At 44.6% G+C, this 14,595-nt stretch carries 15 protein-coding genes; 9 read left to right on the top strand and 6 right to left on the bottom strand.

Annotated elements, in window-relative coordinates; all coding sequences use genetic code 11:
• Positions 1–64 precede the first annotated feature (64 nt).
• From dph5 to cas4, 5 genes are all read left to right on the top strand, one after another.
• A complete protein-coding gene (gene dph5 / locus ASULF_RS03310) occupies positions 65–829 on the top strand; it encodes a diphthine synthase (RefSeq protein WP_015590286.1) in 765 nt (254 codons plus the stop codon).
• 89 nt (positions 830–918) lie between these two features.
• Positions 919–2,313 (top strand): radical SAM/SPASM domain-containing protein, encoded by a 1,395-nt coding sequence (locus ASULF_RS03305; RefSeq protein ID WP_015590285.1) that lies wholly within the window; start codon positions 919–921, stop codon positions 2,311–2,313.
• Between the two features lie 57 nt (positions 2,314–2,370).
• On the top strand, positions 2,371–3,942 hold the full coding sequence (locus ASULF_RS03300; protein ID WP_015590284.1) for a helicase HerA domain-containing protein: 1,572 nt from the start codon (positions 2,371–2,373) through the stop codon (positions 3,940–3,942).
• Positions 3,943–4,015: 73 nt separating this feature from the next.
• Positions 4,016–4,354, top strand: coding sequence for a DUF555 domain-containing protein (locus ASULF_RS03295; protein WP_015590283.1), 339 nt, complete (start codon positions 4,016–4,018; stop codon positions 4,352–4,354).
• Between the two features lie 60 nt (positions 4,355–4,414).
• On the top strand, positions 4,415–5,074 hold the full coding sequence (gene cas4 / locus ASULF_RS03290; protein WP_015590282.1) for a CRISPR-associated protein Cas4: 660 nt from the start codon (positions 4,415–4,417) through the stop codon (positions 5,072–5,074).
• On the opposite strand, the gene ASULF_RS03285 is transcribed toward cas4, so the two are convergent.
• From ASULF_RS03285 to ASULF_RS03275, 3 genes are read right to left on the bottom strand one after another with little or no spacing between them, the layout of a single operon-like run.
• A complete protein-coding gene (locus ASULF_RS03285) occupies positions 5,071–6,015 on the bottom strand; it encodes a beta-ribofuranosylaminobenzene 5'-phosphate synthase (protein ID WP_015590281.1) in 945 nt (314 codons plus the stop codon). The two genes, cas4 and ASULF_RS03285, sit on opposite strands and share 4 nt — an antisense overlap.
• 1 nt (position 6,016) lies before the next feature.
• Entirely contained in the window at positions 6,017–6,622 is a 606-nt protein-coding gene (locus tag ASULF_RS03280) for a hypothetical protein (protein WP_015590280.1), read from the bottom strand.
• The gene (locus ASULF_RS03275; RefSeq protein WP_015590279.1) at positions 6,591–7,181 is read right to left on the bottom strand and encodes a CBS domain-containing protein; all 591 of its coding nucleotides are present in this window, start codon (positions 7,179–7,181) and stop codon (positions 6,591–6,593) included. Before ASULF_RS03275 ends, ASULF_RS03280 begins: the two co-directional genes overlap by 32 nt.
• 95 nt (positions 7,182–7,276) lie before the next feature.
• Here ASULF_RS03275 and ASULF_RS03270 point away from each other — a divergent pair, with 95 nt between their 5' ends.
• The 4 genes from ASULF_RS03270 (at position 7,277) to ASULF_RS03255 (ending at position 11,333) form a co-directional block, all read left to right on the top strand.
• Positions 7,277–8,263: a 2-hydroxyacyl-CoA dehydratase subunit D gene (locus ASULF_RS03270; protein WP_015590278.1), complete on the top strand. Its 987-nt coding sequence runs from the start codon at positions 7,277–7,279 to the stop codon at positions 8,261–8,263.
• 25 nt (positions 8,264–8,288) lie between these two features.
• Positions 8,289–9,476 carry a 2-hydroxyacyl-CoA dehydratase subunit D gene (locus ASULF_RS03265; protein WP_015590277.1) on the top strand — a complete coding sequence of 396 codons (1,188 nt, stop codon included), beginning with the start codon at positions 8,289–8,291 and terminating at the stop codon, positions 9,474–9,476.
• A gap of 372 nt (positions 9,477–9,848) precedes the next feature.
• A complete protein-coding gene (locus tag ASULF_RS03260) occupies positions 9,849–10,505 on the top strand; it encodes a DUF599 domain-containing protein (protein ID WP_015590276.1) in 657 nt (218 codons plus the stop codon).
• 186 nt (positions 10,506–10,691) lie between these two features.
• Positions 10,692–11,333 carry a phosphatase PAP2 family protein gene (locus ASULF_RS03255; RefSeq protein ID WP_015590275.1) on the top strand — a complete coding sequence of 214 codons (642 nt, stop codon included), beginning with the start codon at positions 10,692–10,694 and terminating at the stop codon, positions 11,331–11,333.
• Here the strand turns inward: ASULF_RS03255 and ASULF_RS03250 are convergent.
• Genes ASULF_RS03250 through ASULF_RS03240 form a run of 3 tightly spaced genes read right to left on the bottom strand, consistent with a single transcriptional unit; the run spans position 11,268 to position 13,947 of the window.
• Positions 11,268–12,089, bottom strand: a complete 822-nt coding sequence (locus tag ASULF_RS03250) for a TrmB family transcriptional regulator (RefSeq protein WP_144060470.1) — start codon at positions 12,087–12,089, stop codon at positions 11,268–11,270. The two genes, ASULF_RS03255 and ASULF_RS03250, sit on opposite strands and share 66 nt — an antisense overlap.
• Before the next feature lie 18 nt (positions 12,090–12,107).
• The gene (locus ASULF_RS03245) at positions 12,108–12,923 is read right to left on the bottom strand and encodes a universal stress protein (RefSeq protein WP_015590273.1); all 816 of its coding nucleotides are present in this window, start codon (positions 12,921–12,923) and stop codon (positions 12,108–12,110) included.
• A gap of 22 nt (positions 12,924–12,945) precedes the next feature.
• Positions 12,946–13,947, bottom strand: coding sequence for a YeiH family protein (locus tag ASULF_RS03240; protein ID WP_015590272.1), 1,002 nt, complete (start codon positions 13,945–13,947; stop codon positions 12,946–12,948).
• Between the last annotated feature and the right edge of the window lie 648 nt (positions 13,948–14,595).

The raw sequence follows: 14,595 nt of genomic DNA, 5'->3' as shown, positions 1-14,595 counted from the left end.
TTGCTAAAAAAGATTTCCAAGTGGCTACCACCAAGTTAATAAAAAACAGTAACTTAGATCCAGCATGCTTATCTTCATAGGAACGGGCTTATGGGATGCCGAAGATATCAGCCTGAAGGGGCTGAGATATGCGAGAAGCTCGGATGAGGTTTATCTCGAGCTTTACACATCAAAGCCAAACATCGATACGGATTCGCTAAGTGAGCTAATTGGCAAGGAAGTTGGATTGCTTAGCAGATCAGATCTTGAGGAAAACAGCAGATATCTAGTAGAGAAAGCCAAAGAAAGAGATATAGTCATTCTTGTCCCCGGAGATCCAATGGTAGCTACAACCCATACAGCTTTGAGGGTTGAGGCAAAAAAGAGAGGTGTAAAGACTGTTATAATCCACTCATCCAGCATTCTGAGTGCTGTGTGTGGCATTACCGGCTTACACATCTACAAGTTCGGAAAATCGGCAACAATAAGCTATCCATATCGCGAAAAGGTCTCAAAAACTCCTGTGGATGTTATTGAGAGCAATCGAAAGATTAACGCCCACACGCTACTCTTCCTCGATTTGCATCCAGAGCCGATGAAAATTGACAAGGCTATTTCTTTGCTTGAGCAGGTCGGTAATGTTTCAGAGTATTACGGTGTCGGAATAGCGAGAGCGGGTTCAGAGAATATGGTTGTAAAATGCGATAAGCTGAAGAACCTGAAGGAGTTCGATTTTGGAGATCCGATGCACATACTCATAACACTATCGCCGAGGATCCACTTCATGGAATTTGAATATCTGAGGGAGTTTGCCGATGCCCCTGATACTCTCGAAAAGCTCGTTGAATGATTTTAATCATTAATAATAATTTGCAATAAATAGAACTTTAATTTGATAAATATTATATATGCCTTCTACTTAATATAATCGGTGGTAATATGAGAGAACTTAAAAGATCACTGGATATTCACGAGTACATTTACTACCTAAAAAAAATTTTTGATAGTCCTGCAGCAAGAAAGATCCTATCAAAACTTTCAACACCCAAGAAGATAGAGAAGATATTATCTATATACTGTGGCCTTGAAGATCCTAAAGGTCTGAGCGAGAAGCTTCAGGCTTTCACGCTTTCCGAGATAATTAAAAAGTCAGCTGAAAAGTTTGATATCGATGAAGATTTACTTAAAAATGGATTGAAGGACAGGTTTTACAGAAGGGGACTGGCGAATGTCATTGCTGGAATCGCCAGATACGGCATAACTGTGCCGCAAAGACTGTTTGCTCCATTCCTTGTGGTATGGGATTTTACGAAGATGTGTAATCTGAGATGCCAGCACTGCTACTCCAATGCCGGAAAGATGGGTCATGAGCTAACACTGCTCGAAAAACTTGAGCTCGTAAATCAGCTTGATGAGGCAGGAGTTGTTGCAATATCCTTCTCAGGAGGGGAGCCATTGATGAGCAGTGATTTCTGGCTTACTGCCGAACATGCCAAAAGGCTCGGTTTCCATGTGAGCGTTGCCACAAACGGAACACTGATAGATGAGGATGTTGCTAAAAAGTTGAAAGGAATAGTAGATTATGTTGAGATCAGCCTGGATTCTCCGAATCCCAAAGCTCACGACAGCTTCAGAGGGGTTAAGGGAGCTTTTGAAGGGGCAATTGAGAGAATAAAGAACTGCATCAAAGCTGGAATCCAGACAGGAATAGCCACAACAGCAACCAAAAAGAATCTCAGTGAGATACCAGAGCTAGTTGAGTTGGTAGAGGAGCTTGGAGCTTACAGACTCGTTGTCTTCAACTTCGTACCAACAGGAAGGGGCAAGGGGATAACAGACATGGATCTGAATGATACAGAGATAGAATGGCTCCTCAAATTTCTATATGACAGCATGCCGAACAAAGACATTCAACTACTGTCCACTTCCCCACTTTATGCTGTCGTTGCGGTAAAGAGGATTGCTGAGGGTAAGGGCAAAAGCATGACTCCAACCCATCTAACGGATGTCTGCATTCCCAAGGAGGGAACGCTCATGCTTTCAGATTTCATTGGCGGATGTGGAGCAGGAAGGTTGTACTGTGGAATAAGACCAAATGGAGATATAACTCCATGCGTGTTCATACCGATCGTCGTCGGGAACTACAGAGAGAGTTTCATAAAGGTATGGCAGGAGAACAGGGTGCTTGAGGCTTTGAGGGACAGGGATTCCACCAATTACGGTTGCAGTAAGTGTGAGTACAGATGTATCTGTGGGGGTTGCAGGGCGAGAGCTTACGGCTATTATGGTGACCTCTACGAGATCGATCCAGGATGCTTTCTGAGCATAAGTTGAACTTGGTATAACTGAATATAGAAAAATAATTTATACTTTTTTCACAGATGTTCAACGATGAAAGGACTGGTTGGCAGGATTTACGGTAATGCAGGATCAACAGAGTTTAATTTCGTTGTTTTAGAACCAAAAGAGGTTAAAAGAACGGATTACATCAAGGTCTGGAACGACTCAGAGGGGTGGGTTGTTGCTCAGGTTCTCGATGTTATAGCCTCCACAGACCTGAAGGAAACAGATGTTCTGAAAGGCAGGGATGCTGAGAGGGAGATCTACATAGCAAAAGCATATGTGATCGGAAAGAGAGATGAGAATGGTCTCCTGAGGGTTCCAAAAACCCCCTTTGTTCCTGGAGAGAATGTTTTCAAGGCAGAAAAGGAGCTCATTGTGGATGTGCTTGGACTCGAAAAAGATGGTATTTATCTTGGATTGATAGAGGATACGGACATCAGGGTCAATCTGGATGTCAACTCACTGGTGCAAAAGCACTGCTGCATTCTGGCAAAAACTGGAAGTGGAAAGAGTTACACTGCTGGTGTTATAATAGAGGAGCTTATAGAGAGAGGTGTACCGCTTTTCATAATAGATCCGCATGGAGAGTACGCCTCGCTGAAAGAACCCAACAGGGATGAAGAGGAAAAAATGAAAATCTATGGAATAAGTCCGAAAGGGTACGGCAATAAGGTTAGGGTGTATGTCCCTCCCAACTCTCCCTTCGCAAATAGGGCTGATGGGATTCTCAGGCTCGATGGATTGAATCTGTCTGCTGAGGAGATAATAGAGCTTGCCGGAATAACCAACACAACCCAGCAGGCTTTGCTGTATCAGGCATTGAAAAATCTTAAAGGTCAGGAGTACACAATAGAGGACATAATCGATGAGGTTGAACAGATAAAACACAGTGCGAAGGTTGCTTTGCTTGGCAGCCTCGAAAAGATTCTCGAATCCGGACTTTTCGGAAGGGATTCAACTCCCGTAGATATCCTGCTCCAGAAGGAGAGGGCGATAGTCCTGGACATGAGAGGCACACCTCCAGAGCACCAGGACCTCATCGTATCGAGGGTGTGTGCGAAGCTTTTCGAACTGAGGAAGAGAGAGGAAGTACCACCTGGCATGATAGTCATTGAGGAGGCTCACAACTTTATTCCTGAGAGGGGGATGGGCAAGGCCGTTTCCACACAGGTTTTGAGGACCATAGCCAGTGAAGGCAGGAAGTTCGGTCTCGGATTGCTGGTGATAAGCCAGAGACCTGCGAGAGTTGATAAGAATGTCATAAGCCAGTGTAACACCCAGATAATACTGAGGGTTACGAATCCAAATGATCTGAATGCTATAAAGAAGGGTGTTGAGGGTTTAACAGCAGAAATGGTTGATGAGATAAAAAGGCTCCCTCCTGGAACAGCTTTGGTTGTGAATCCAGAGCTCGAGAATCCGATTATAGTCAACATAAGAACTAGAAAAAGCAGGCATGGTGGTGCATCTGTTAGCGTTGTCAAGGGAACTGAGAAAAAGAAGAGAACAGAGAGAACCGCAAAGGTTAGAGATGTTAAGGATAAAAAAGAAGCTAAAAAGGAAAAGAAAGATAGCAAGAAGAAGAGCAGGAAAGGATTCCTGAGAAGGATGTTCGGGTAATCCTATGATAATCCTAACTCACACAGTTACCCTTAAAAGTCAGAACCGTGAAGAGACTATAGGGTGATAAAACTTGAACTACATCGTAAGACTTCAGGGTGGCTGGATCGTTAGAAAGGCAAAAAGTGTAGAGGATGCGATGAACATCGCGGTAGCTGAGGCTGGGAAGAGACTCAACCCAGATCTCGACTATGTCGAGATCGATGTTGGAGATACAGCCTGTCCAGCCTGCAACGTACCTTTCAAATCCGCATTCATGGTTGCCGGAGTCGCTTTAGTCGGGCTGATCTTTGAGATGAAGGTTTTCAATGCAGAAAGCAAGGAGCATGCGGGAAGAATAGCCAAGTACGAGATTGGCAAGAGGCTGGGCAGAATCCCGCTTGAGGTTATAGAGATTGAGGAGTTCGAGTAGGATTGGAAGTCGAGGCTCAATCCCGCTGAAAAATTTTTCGACTAAAATTCTATTTTGAATATGGAATTTGTCAGCGTTAGTGAGGTAACAAGCTATGCTTACTGTCCGAGATACTGTTATTTCATTCAGAGATATGGTGAGAGCTATGGAAGAGGAATGGCTCTGAAAGAGATCTACCTCAGTATTCGAAAAGGTTTAGATGCTGAATGGGCTAAAGCGAGATTTCTCAGTTTAGGCGGAGATGAGGGGATATTCAGCTCAGCCATTGAGGATTTCAGGTTCAATGGGTCCTTAAACGAGCTCGTTCCCGTTGACTGGGAAGTCAGCCTGACTAACGAGAAGTTCCGGCTGAAAGGGGTTGTGGATGAGATAGTCACAAAAAATGAAATGCTGTACCCCCTTTCAATTTCATATAAGGCTCCGGAAAGAGGTGTATGGTTTAAAGACAGGGTAAAAATTACCTGCTTCTGTATCCTTCTTGAAGAAAAACTGAAAGATAAGGTAAAGAGAGGATTCGTTTATTACTGCCGCGATGGCAGGCTAAGGGATGTTGAAATATCGAGAAAAGACAGAATGACTGTTTTAAGAATGATCGAAAGAGTTATTAGGCTCAGAAAAAATTTCATACCCGAGAGAAAAGAGAGTGGAAAATGTAAGTTCTGCTCTTTCAGGGAGAACTGTCTCACGATGAAAACAAGCTTCGCTTCAAAGTTTCTTTAGCGCTCCAGCCATTCCTCCTCAAATCCACTGTTATTGGCTTTGGTAACCAGACTCTCACACTCCACATTCTTTTCCCTGAATGCAGAAATGAGATCTCTTTTAACAGAATTGGCGTTGCTATCTGTTATAGCATAAACGGTTGGGCCGGTTGAGCTCATGCCCACAGCACATCCGGAGACAGAGCCCATAACATCCCATATCAGGTTTCCATACTGCTCTATCTCCACCCTCTTGAACCCTATGCGCTGAATTCTCGATATTCCCTCAGCAAAGCTATCCAGATCCTTTTCAACAATCGATGGCAGAACCTTCATGAGGATTATGTGACTGAGCATCCTGACCTCATTAATCGATATCGGGCAGTATTTCTGGAACAGATTCACCTCTCCAGCACCATATGACCCTGTAAGCTCTGGAATGACAACAACCACATCCCAGTCTGGAAAATCGTACCTTGCAAGCAAAGGAGGTGGTGGGGCTTTGCTCGCGGATGATGGTAGAAAGTCTTTCTTTACCTTCTTCGAATGTCCACCATCGAGAATGAATCCCCCGTATTTGAATGCGTGGATACCTATGCCAGATGTTCCCCCCCTTCCGACAAGGCTCGCAAGCTCGTACAGACTCAGATCCAAACCATAAAGCTTTTTGAATGCCTCAGCGACAGCCAAAGCTGACTGGGTTCCGCTTCCAAGCCCGACATGATTTCTGTATGTGCTCAAAATCTCAAGGCTAATCTCTTTTCCAAAAGCTTTTTTCAGCCTCTCTGCATACTTGTTGAACGGCTCCGGGATTCGTTCAGGGTTATCCGAGTCGCTGGCAGTGATCTCTATGTTTGGTTTTTCCAGGGCTAAGCCGATGCCACCATCGAGTCTCCCTATCTCTCCATTGAGGTCTATGAGCGTTATATGCAACCTTGAAGGAGTCTTTATCCTGATTCTCATATCAATCACCCATCCTCTGCAGATCTATCTTTCTTAAATAGTTCGGACTGTTGAAGTCAACAACATAAGCCTCCGGAGCTATGGTTGGCAGTTCATATCCGGTAAATATTCTCATAACCTCTCCTGCCTGTATGGAGCAGGTTATCGCGTAAGATATTGGGTTATGACTCGGAGAATCATACCTCACATCGAAGAAAGAGATGCCATCCGGGAGGAAGGTTGTTATGATCTCCGGTATGAAGGGTACTCCAAGCTCCTCTGCGATTCTTGCTGACCTCCTTATGTGCTTGTGGGCAATTATGACATCTATTCCCTTCAACTGCTTTTTCAATTCAGAGTATTCTTCAGGGTATGGGTAGGATATAACGCATGAGTCGAAGCTCATGGGGTGTACAACATCGTAGTCATTCGCCTCAAGTGGCTTGATAGTCGAGTCGAGTCTCGCATCGACTGGTGTTACGAAATCACCTATGTATCGTATGCACCCAACACCACTCCTCCAGAGTATCTCCATAAGCATCCTCGATCCTATGATCGCAACGCTGAACTTCTCGAGGTAGTCTATTTTCTTCTCATCAGCCATTCCGAGCCAGAATATCTTTCTCATAATCCTTTCCCCTGATCGCTTTCATAATATCGTGTTTTGTTATTATGCCCCTAACCTCACCCTTCTCGACCACCAGAACGGCTGGATTGTGTATAAGCATTTTGCAGATGTACTCGAGTTTTTCATCGGGTTGAACTGTTGGAAGAGGAGATTCCATGCAGTCCTTGACCTTCATCTCCTCAGCCCCCTCAGGCCCTTTTTCAAGGACGATTTCAAGAATTGAGCTTTCGGTTATAGTTCCAAGAACCCTGCCCAACTCGAACACCGGCATCTGGGATATTCCTTTCTCAAGCATTACCTCAATAACCTTTCTGAGAGACTGATTTGGAGAAACATACATGACATTCGGATTCATAACGGACTTGGCGTTTACCTTTTTGCCTTCAAGGCTATCCAGGACTTCAAAGATCTTCTTTACGAGAGAGAGCTTAGGATCGATATCTCCGGACTCAATTCTCGCTATCAGCGGCTGGCTGACTCCTACAAGCTCAGCCAGTTTTTTCTGAGTTATTCCAAGCTTCTTCCTCTTTCTCTTGATTTCCTCTATTTCAAAGTGCATTAGAGTTTTCTACAATACAGGATTATTTAAAATTACCTTGGTTAATATCCCGCAAAATCAAAAGCTTTTTAATCCTAAATTAAAAATATTAATAGATGAAAAAAGTTGGTTATTTCTGCACCTTCACACCGAAGGAGATTATCAGGGCTGCAAACCTGATGCCTGTAAGGGTTCTTGCGAACAACACCGCTGTTAGCACAGCTAATGCACACATCCAGAGCTACTGCTGCTCTCAGGTGAAGGTCTCCCTTGAGAGAATGCTCAGAGGTGAGTTTGACTTCCATGGGGTTGTCTTCACGAGGAGCTGTGACTCACTGATGAGGCTGGCCGACATCTGGGAGAAAAATTCAGACATGAAAGTTTATAGCATCGAATTCCCAACGAAGATTGATGGCAGAGCCAAGGAGTTCCTGAAGAGAGAGTTTTACGATTTTAAGGATGAAATCGGGAAGTGGGGAGAGGAAATAACAGAAGAGTCTCTGATGGATGCAATAGAGGAGTATCTTGAGCTTGAGAGGGTTCTTTCAGAGGTGTTCAGAACGAAGCCGGACTACGATCTCGTACTGAAGGCTGAAACCGAAGATCCCGGAAAAGTTATTGAGGAGGCGAAGAAGAGGCTTGAAAGTGAAGGAGATGACAGGAAGAGGGTGCTTGTAACCGGAAGCGTGTGTCCTTTTCCGGAGATATTTGCGATGTTTGAGGATGTCGGTTTTGCTGTCGAGGACGATCTGTGCACGGGCAGAAGATTCTTCGATTTTGGAGCCAAAGTAGAATTAAGAGGAAATGGTATGGATGATCTGATCGATTTTCTGGCGAGCAAATACCTTGAGAAAGCTCCATGTCCCACAAAAAGCTATGAAGGTGATCGGAGGTTTAAGTACCTGCTTGAAAGATGCAGAGATGTGGATGCTGTTGTATTCCTGCTTCTGAAGTTCTGCGAACCGCACTTCTTCGACTATCCACAGCTTAAAGAAAAAATTGAAGAGATGGGAAAGAAAACCCTGCTGCTTGAAATTGAGTTTCCATTCTCGGTTGAGCAGTTAAGAACGAGAGTTGAGGCTTTTTACGAGATGCTGGAGTGATTGTTAGATTGCTGGAGGGATCACCATGAAAAGCACGATCAAAAAGCTCAATGCAACATCAAAAATGAGGGAATTAATGCTTTACTATTATCTGGAGGGAAAGCAGGCTGAGATAGTTTCGTGGGTTACGAGCGGTGCTCCGGTGGAGTTTCTGTACGCCATGGACATCTATCCAGCCTATCCTGAAAACCATAGTGCATTGATTGGAGCGAACAAAACCGCTCCAGAGTACTGCGAACTTGCAGAGCGAAACGGTTACTCCCAGGACCTCTGCTCTTATGCAAGATGTGATATCGGTGCTGTGTTTGCTGGCACAAGTCCTATAGGTGGCCTGCCAAAGCCAAACTTCCTTTTCGCCTGCAACAACATCTGCAATACGGTTGTGAAGTGGTACGAGGTTCTGGGCAGAATCTTCAAGGTTCCAGTGTTTCTGCTGGATGTTCCATTCGTCAGGAAGGAACTCAAGGAAAGCCACGTAGATTATGTTGAATCCCAGCTCTACGATTTCGTGGATTTTCTTGAGAAAATCAGTGGCAGAGAGTTTGATGAGAAAAAGTTCAGAAAAGTTCTGGAGCTATCGAGGGAGGGTGTCGAAAGATATAAAGATGTCCTCTACATGGGCAGAAACAAACCCTCCCCGCTGACATGCTTCGATGCGTTCCTGAATATGGCTCCGATTGTCTGCCTGAGAGGAACAGAGAAGCCAGTAGAATTTTACTCGGAAATGAAAAAAGAGCTGGAGGAGAGAATTAAAAATGAGGTTTATGCTGTGGATGACGAGAAATACAGACTGCTGTGGGATAACATACCTGTGTGGTACAGGCTGAAATGGCTGTCTGAGTTTTTCATCAGGAATAACGCATGTATGGTCGCGGATACATACACAAACGCGTGGACTGGGTTTTTGAGTGCAGATAGTGCAAGCAAGAAGGATGTTATGAGAAGCATTGCAGAGACATACACGAAGATCTATCTTAACATCGGTTTGGATGAGATGGTCGAAACGATAAACAGGCTGATAGACCTCTACGATGTCGATGGAGTTGTTATACACAGCAACAGAAGCTGCAAACCGTACTCTTTCGGGCAGTATGAGATAAAGAAGATGCTCGATGTTCCTGCGGTGATAATAGAGGCTGATATGACAGACCCGAGAGCTTTTTCAGAAGCACAGATAGAGAGCAGGCTTGAGGCTTTTCTGGAGATTTTGTAGAGTTTATATTTTCCTATAGGATTTTATATTTTTCATCTTTACCTATTTTGTCATAGCTTACTTATCAACTAAATGCCCACACTTAGAAAGAGTCTGCCCTAGCTGTCCGATAATTCAAATTTAACGGGGCTTCCTGCTTCACAGAGAGAACTTACCCTCGATTACCTCTCAACAAGAGATCACACAGAGTATAAATTCTCTCCACAGCATTCGGAACTGTCAGCCCCACATCCAGCATGTTCAGGAAGGCGTTGTAGTCTCTGTCCACCCCATCCACATTTCTTGACAGGTAAACAATCTGTCACTCAATCTCAGCTCTTTCACAATTAAGGAGACAGTATTATATAGTCAGAATATGAAACAGTATTTCTAATGGTCGACTCGTCAAATTTTTTCGCACTGATAGTGTTTCTGATCTGCTTCGCAGGATATCATGGCTCATACCTAATCCTATCAAAGAAATACCCGAAAAAAGTCGTTAAGACATATACAAACATTTTCAGAGAAAAGGGAATAGAAAATGTGATTAAAAAAAGAGAGCCTCTGGTTTTGGTTCAGCAGCTCAGAGATGCAATTTACGTGAGCAATCTGTTTGCTTCAGCATCGCTGATATTCATAGGTATGCTGCTGAACCTGCTCATAAACCTGAACACCCTTGCGGAAAGTCTCAAGATAACAGATGTTGGTCTTTTCGAGTTCAAGATTCTCTTCATAGCCGCACTTCAAGCTATCTCGTTCATATTCTTCGTCTCATCTCTCAGATACTACAGAATGGTGAGTCTGCTTGCCACAACTCCTCCAGAAACAATACGCGAGCATCTGGGCATTGAGGCGTACAAATACCTGGCGCACCTCCTGAACAGGGGTTGCAGCTTCTACACGCTCGGCAGCAGAGGCATACTCTACAGCATCCTCCTGCTTGCATGGTTTGTAAACGAGTGGCTGTTTATGGCAATAGTCGTGCTTACAACAGTCCTGTTTGCAAAGTACAGGGACTTCGTGCGTGATAGGAAGGAGTGCTGCATGTAACTTCATCTATACAGTAAAACGCGAAAAAACTAGATACTGGCCGTAATGGCAGCAGTCAGCACAACTGAGGTGATAGCCACTGACACTGCTGACACGCAAACAACAGACAGCAAATGCTCCCATGCTTTCAATGATTCTGGATTTCAGAAATTCCGTAAGAACTAGTATCCGATGTAGGTGACCGGAATGAAACTAACAACCCTGGAAGTTGCGATCATACTCTGCATAGTGATATGTGGAGCCGTAATTGAATATGCAGGCGAATCTGTATTGAGCAGGAGTGAGTCAACACCAGATGTTTTTCCACCCCAGATTTCGCAGATCGATTCCACCATCATGCTCAAGATAAACCCCGGTATGATGGATCCAGCCTTAAATCCAGTTTTCGTAACAATAACACATCTTGGAAGCGCTGTAGCAGTTGTTTCTCTTGGAATTGCTCTCTACATTGCAGGATACAGAAGAGAAGGTGTTCTAATTCTTGTTGTAGCAGCTATTGGATCTATAATAGTGGCACCGCTGAAGACGATAGTTCACCGTCCCAGACCATACCTGACGCTACAGGAAGTCATACCACTCGAAAAAGCAACAGGAATGAGCTTTCCCAGCGGGCACTCCGAAAAAGCATTTGCTCTTGCATCTGTTCTGTCCAACGATAATAAAACCAAAAAGCTGGTGCTATACGCTTACGCCACATCAATCGCTTTCAGCAGAGTCTATATCGGAGTCCACTACCCGATCGATGTCGTTGCTGGAAGCATTTTAGGCTGGATCGTTGGCAAGATCACGCTTAAAATAGAAAGTATATTTTTGAGGTTTGCTAACTGATTCACTATGCATCTCCCAGATCTGGTCAAAGAAAAGAACATGAGGGCGTATAATTCCCTCGTTTTCAGTGTAAAGTCCGTGGGGAATACCATCATCATCGAAGTAAACTATGAGCAGCCTGGAATCGTCCACTATAAGGAGGTAGTGGCAGTAAGATTCCACATCATGAATTTCCCCGCCGACACTGCGGATCTCGTCCCTGCACACCTTCTCGAATTTGCCCAGTGCGTATAGCTTTACACCTTCTGGCAGATATTTCCTGAATACTCCCTTGCAGTTCAGTGTAAAAAGGGGGCGCTCTCCAGCAAGCTTAACACTCTTTTCTGCACTGCGAATCATTTCCAGAATGCGGGCGATGATCGCCTCTTCTCCTTCAACCACCCATACGTGTGAACCGCTACCACCTGCTTTTGGCTTGGGCGCACGTTTTTCGAGATCGTCGATGCGTTCCTTGAGCTCCTGTTCTCGAGCGTCGAATTCTGCACGAAGTTGCCTTATGCGGTTGGTAAGAGCCCGGCGAACGCTCAGTGCAGCATATCTTTTCGGGTTTGTGTGTCTGGCCTGAATGAAACCCTTCCGTTCAAGCGATGCAAGTGTATCGTAAATACGCTGCTGTGGAACTCCAGATAATTTCGCGACAGCTCCGGCAGTAGCTTCTCCTGCAGCCAGAAGTACGTAGTATGCCCTCGCTTCATAGGCTGTCAGCCCGTAATCGCGGAGGGCATTGATGAAGCTCTCATCTATATCAATCTCCATCGCGGGCATTTCAGATACTTACTCCGTATTTAACTTTTTGTTCCTCAGTACCAGCGTGCTTGTTCGAGAGAACCGCACAACCCTCTCGGCAACACTTCCAAGAAGCAGATAGTCTATGCCACTTCTCCCGTGTGAACCCAGTACCACGAGATCGTAATCTGCCGATATGGCCACAATGACGAACACAGGGTGTCCCTTCATAGAAACATACTCTGCAGAATCTCCAAAGATTTCCCTGGCTGCACCAAGGGCGCAATCCCTGCGACGCTGCAGCTCCTCGAGATACAGCTGTGATGGAGCTGGATCAGATGTATCCATCACATGCAGCACAGTTACCTCGAAAGGTATGCGTTCCTTCAGCTTCTGCACCCACCTCAGTGCACGGTTCGAACACTCTGATCCATCTGTAGTAACCAGCACACGCTTTGGAAGCGCTGATGAGCGTGCAACAAGCACTGATGTCTTAGCATGACGTACAACTTTTTCAGAAACGCTCCCTATAAACAACCTCTCGAGTCTTGACTTGTCACCGGATCCAACGACTATCAGATTTGCGTTGATCTCCTTCGCGTATGAAACTATCTCCTCGGCTGGTTTTCCCTCTTTAACAGCAACATGAGTCCTGGGATGCATCTTCTTAATATAATCGAGAGTTTCTTCAGCCTTCTGCCTCTTCAACTGGTTGCAAACCACCGAAACTGCATGTAAATCGTAATCCAGGGACCTTGCCAGTTCCACTGCAAATCTAACAGCCTTTTCAGATGCTTCGGTTCCATCCGTTGCTACTATAATCCTGAAGTTGTCAATATCTACAGATCCACATCCTCCTGCCATGCTTCCTAACCTCCTATTTCCATTAATATAAAATTACAATTAACGCATAGGAAATTGTTGCTATAAATATCCACACAATAAATCCAACGTAGAATGGTGTTATCCCCGTCTCCCGCATCTCACGGAAGCTTGTGTTCAGACCCATGGCAGCCATAGCTACTGCAAGCATGAAATTGTCAATCTGAATCAGCATTCTTGTTATCTGATCGGGAATTATGGCCATCGAATTTATGAAAATCATTGCTATAAAGCCGAAGATGAAGTACGGTACTGGCACTGATCTAAAGCTAAAGCCACCTGCACTCTTCCGGGCAAAGGCAATGCCGAGGATTACTGCCACAGGTGCAAGAAGGACAACTCTTGAGAGCTTGACTATGGTTGCGATATTACCGCTCTCATCGCTAACAGCATAGCCTGCAGCCACAACCTGTGCAACCTCGTGTATGCTTGCACCAGCCCACACACCATAAACCGTGCTGGATAGGCCCATGACACTGGCCAGTACAGGATAGAGGAACATTGCCACAGTGCCAAAGACTGTTACTGTTGCTATGGCGAAGGCAACATTTCGGTCTCTGGCGTTAATAACACCTGCTATTGCAATTGCTGCCGATGCACCACAGATGCTAACACCAGTACCGATGAGCGTCGCAAGCTCCTCCGAAATCCTGAAGCGTTTACCTATCCAGATTGAAAATGCCAGAGTTAGTGTAACACTCACAACAACCACGATTAACCCCTTGCTGCCAACTTGGAGGATTTCTGCGATGCTGAGCTTTAGACCAAGCAAGATGATGGCTATTCTCAGTACGCGCTTCAGTGAAAATTGCATGCCCTGGCTGAACACTTCTGGAAGGCCCACAGTATTTCTGAAAATCATTCCGACAACTATGGCAAGTATAAGAGGTGAAATTGCGACATATTTGTTCACGATATGGGCTAAAATAATAGCTACTACTGCAAGTGCGCTTGAGAAAGCCAGACCAGGCATAATCTTCATAGCTCTAATTTTCAGCTCACTCATGGTTCAACCACTTTTCAATAGATTACACCACTTGGTAGTGGTGTAATATAAAAAGGTTATGTCGGGCAAGTGGGTTCAAAAACATAAAGAAAAGACTACTGCATCAAATAAACAAAACATAACATGATTCTGCAGAGTCACTTTAAACTACAAAGGCAAAAACCAATCAGCCAAAGTACCTCAAAAGCTCACTCAGTCTTGAAGGCCTGTAATACTGGTTGTGTGTTCCCGTTTCTTTCTTTAATTTGGCTTTCCTGTGCCTTTTTCAGCATCTTCGGCTTGCATTCTATCAACAAGTCCAAATCGACAAGTCTTACAAGCACATAGTACCCTTGGAATTGCCAGATCTCTGTAATAGATGTGTAAATCTTTCAAACCAAAAAAGAGCTTTCGATGCTTTGAAGAGCAATTCGATCTCAGACCCCATCTCAGCAAAATCTTCGTGGTCGTTGATTGTGAGGAAGGTCGAAGGCTCAGAGCTAGAAATGAAAAAATCCAGCATGTTGATGTTACACCTGAATGTATTTAGAAAAAAGGAGGAGACAACGCCCTCAAAGTGGCAAAAATACCGTTATACTATTTGTTAGAAGATATGAAGAGGAGATTGGGATCGTTCTATCCCAGGGAAGTTCCAAAAGTTTGATTATG

The organism is Archaeoglobus sulfaticallidus PM70-1, assembly GCF_000385565.1.
Lineage (GTDB): Archaea > Halobacteriota > Archaeoglobi > Archaeoglobales > Archaeoglobaceae > Archaeoglobus_A > Archaeoglobus_A sulfaticallidus.
The sequence above is the reverse complement of the archived record's forward strand: the minus strand, read 5'-3'. Positions and strand labels throughout refer to the sequence as shown.

What these genes read in the sequence shown, in the direction of transcription:
- ASULF_RS03300 (WP_015590284.1), top strand. Translation starts at nt 2,371, where the DNA reads ATGAAAGGACTGGTTGGCAGGATTTACGGTAATGCAGGATCAACAGAG.
- ASULF_RS03240 (WP_015590272.1), bottom strand. Translation starts at nt 13,947, where the DNA reads ATGAGTGAGCTGAAAATTAGAGCTATGAAGATTATGCCTGGTCTGGCT.
- ASULF_RS03260 (WP_015590276.1), top strand. Translation starts at nt 9,849, where the DNA reads ATGGTCGACTCGTCAAATTTTTTCGCACTGATAGTGTTTCTGATCTGC.
- ASULF_RS03275 (WP_015590279.1), bottom strand. Translation starts at nt 7,181, where the DNA reads ATGCACTTTGAAATAGAGGAAATCAAGAGAAAGAGGAAGAAGCTTGGA.
- ASULF_RS03280 (WP_015590280.1), bottom strand. Translation starts at nt 6,622, where the DNA reads ATGAGAAAGATATTCTGGCTCGGAATGGCTGATGAGAAGAAAATAGAC.
- ASULF_RS03245 (WP_015590273.1), bottom strand. Translation starts at nt 12,923, where the DNA reads ATGGCAGGAGGATGTGGATCTGTAGATATTGACAACTTCAGGATTATA.
- ASULF_RS03250 (WP_144060470.1), bottom strand. Translation starts at nt 12,089, where the DNA reads ATGGAGATTGATATAGATGAGAGCTTCATCAATGCCCTCCGCGATTAC.
- ASULF_RS03270 (WP_015590278.1), top strand. Translation starts at nt 7,277, where the DNA reads ATGAAAAAAGTTGGTTATTTCTGCACCTTCACACCGAAGGAGATTATC.
- cas4 (WP_015590282.1), top strand. Translation starts at nt 4,415, where the DNA reads ATGGAATTTGTCAGCGTTAGTGAGGTAACAAGCTATGCTTACTGTCCG.
- ASULF_RS03305 (WP_015590285.1), top strand. Translation starts at nt 919, where the DNA reads ATGAGAGAACTTAAAAGATCACTGGATATTCACGAGTACATTTACTAC.
- dph5 (WP_015590286.1), top strand. Translation starts at nt 65, where the DNA reads ATGCTTATCTTCATAGGAACGGGCTTATGGGATGCCGAAGATATCAGC.
- ASULF_RS03255 (WP_015590275.1), top strand. Translation starts at nt 10,692, where the DNA reads ATGAAACTAACAACCCTGGAAGTTGCGATCATACTCTGCATAGTGATA.
- ASULF_RS03265 (WP_015590277.1), top strand. Translation starts at nt 8,289, where the DNA reads ATGAAAAGCACGATCAAAAAGCTCAATGCAACATCAAAAATGAGGGAA.
- ASULF_RS03285 (WP_015590281.1), bottom strand. Translation starts at nt 6,015, where the DNA reads ATGAGAATCAGGATAAAGACTCCTTCAAGGTTGCATATAACGCTCATA.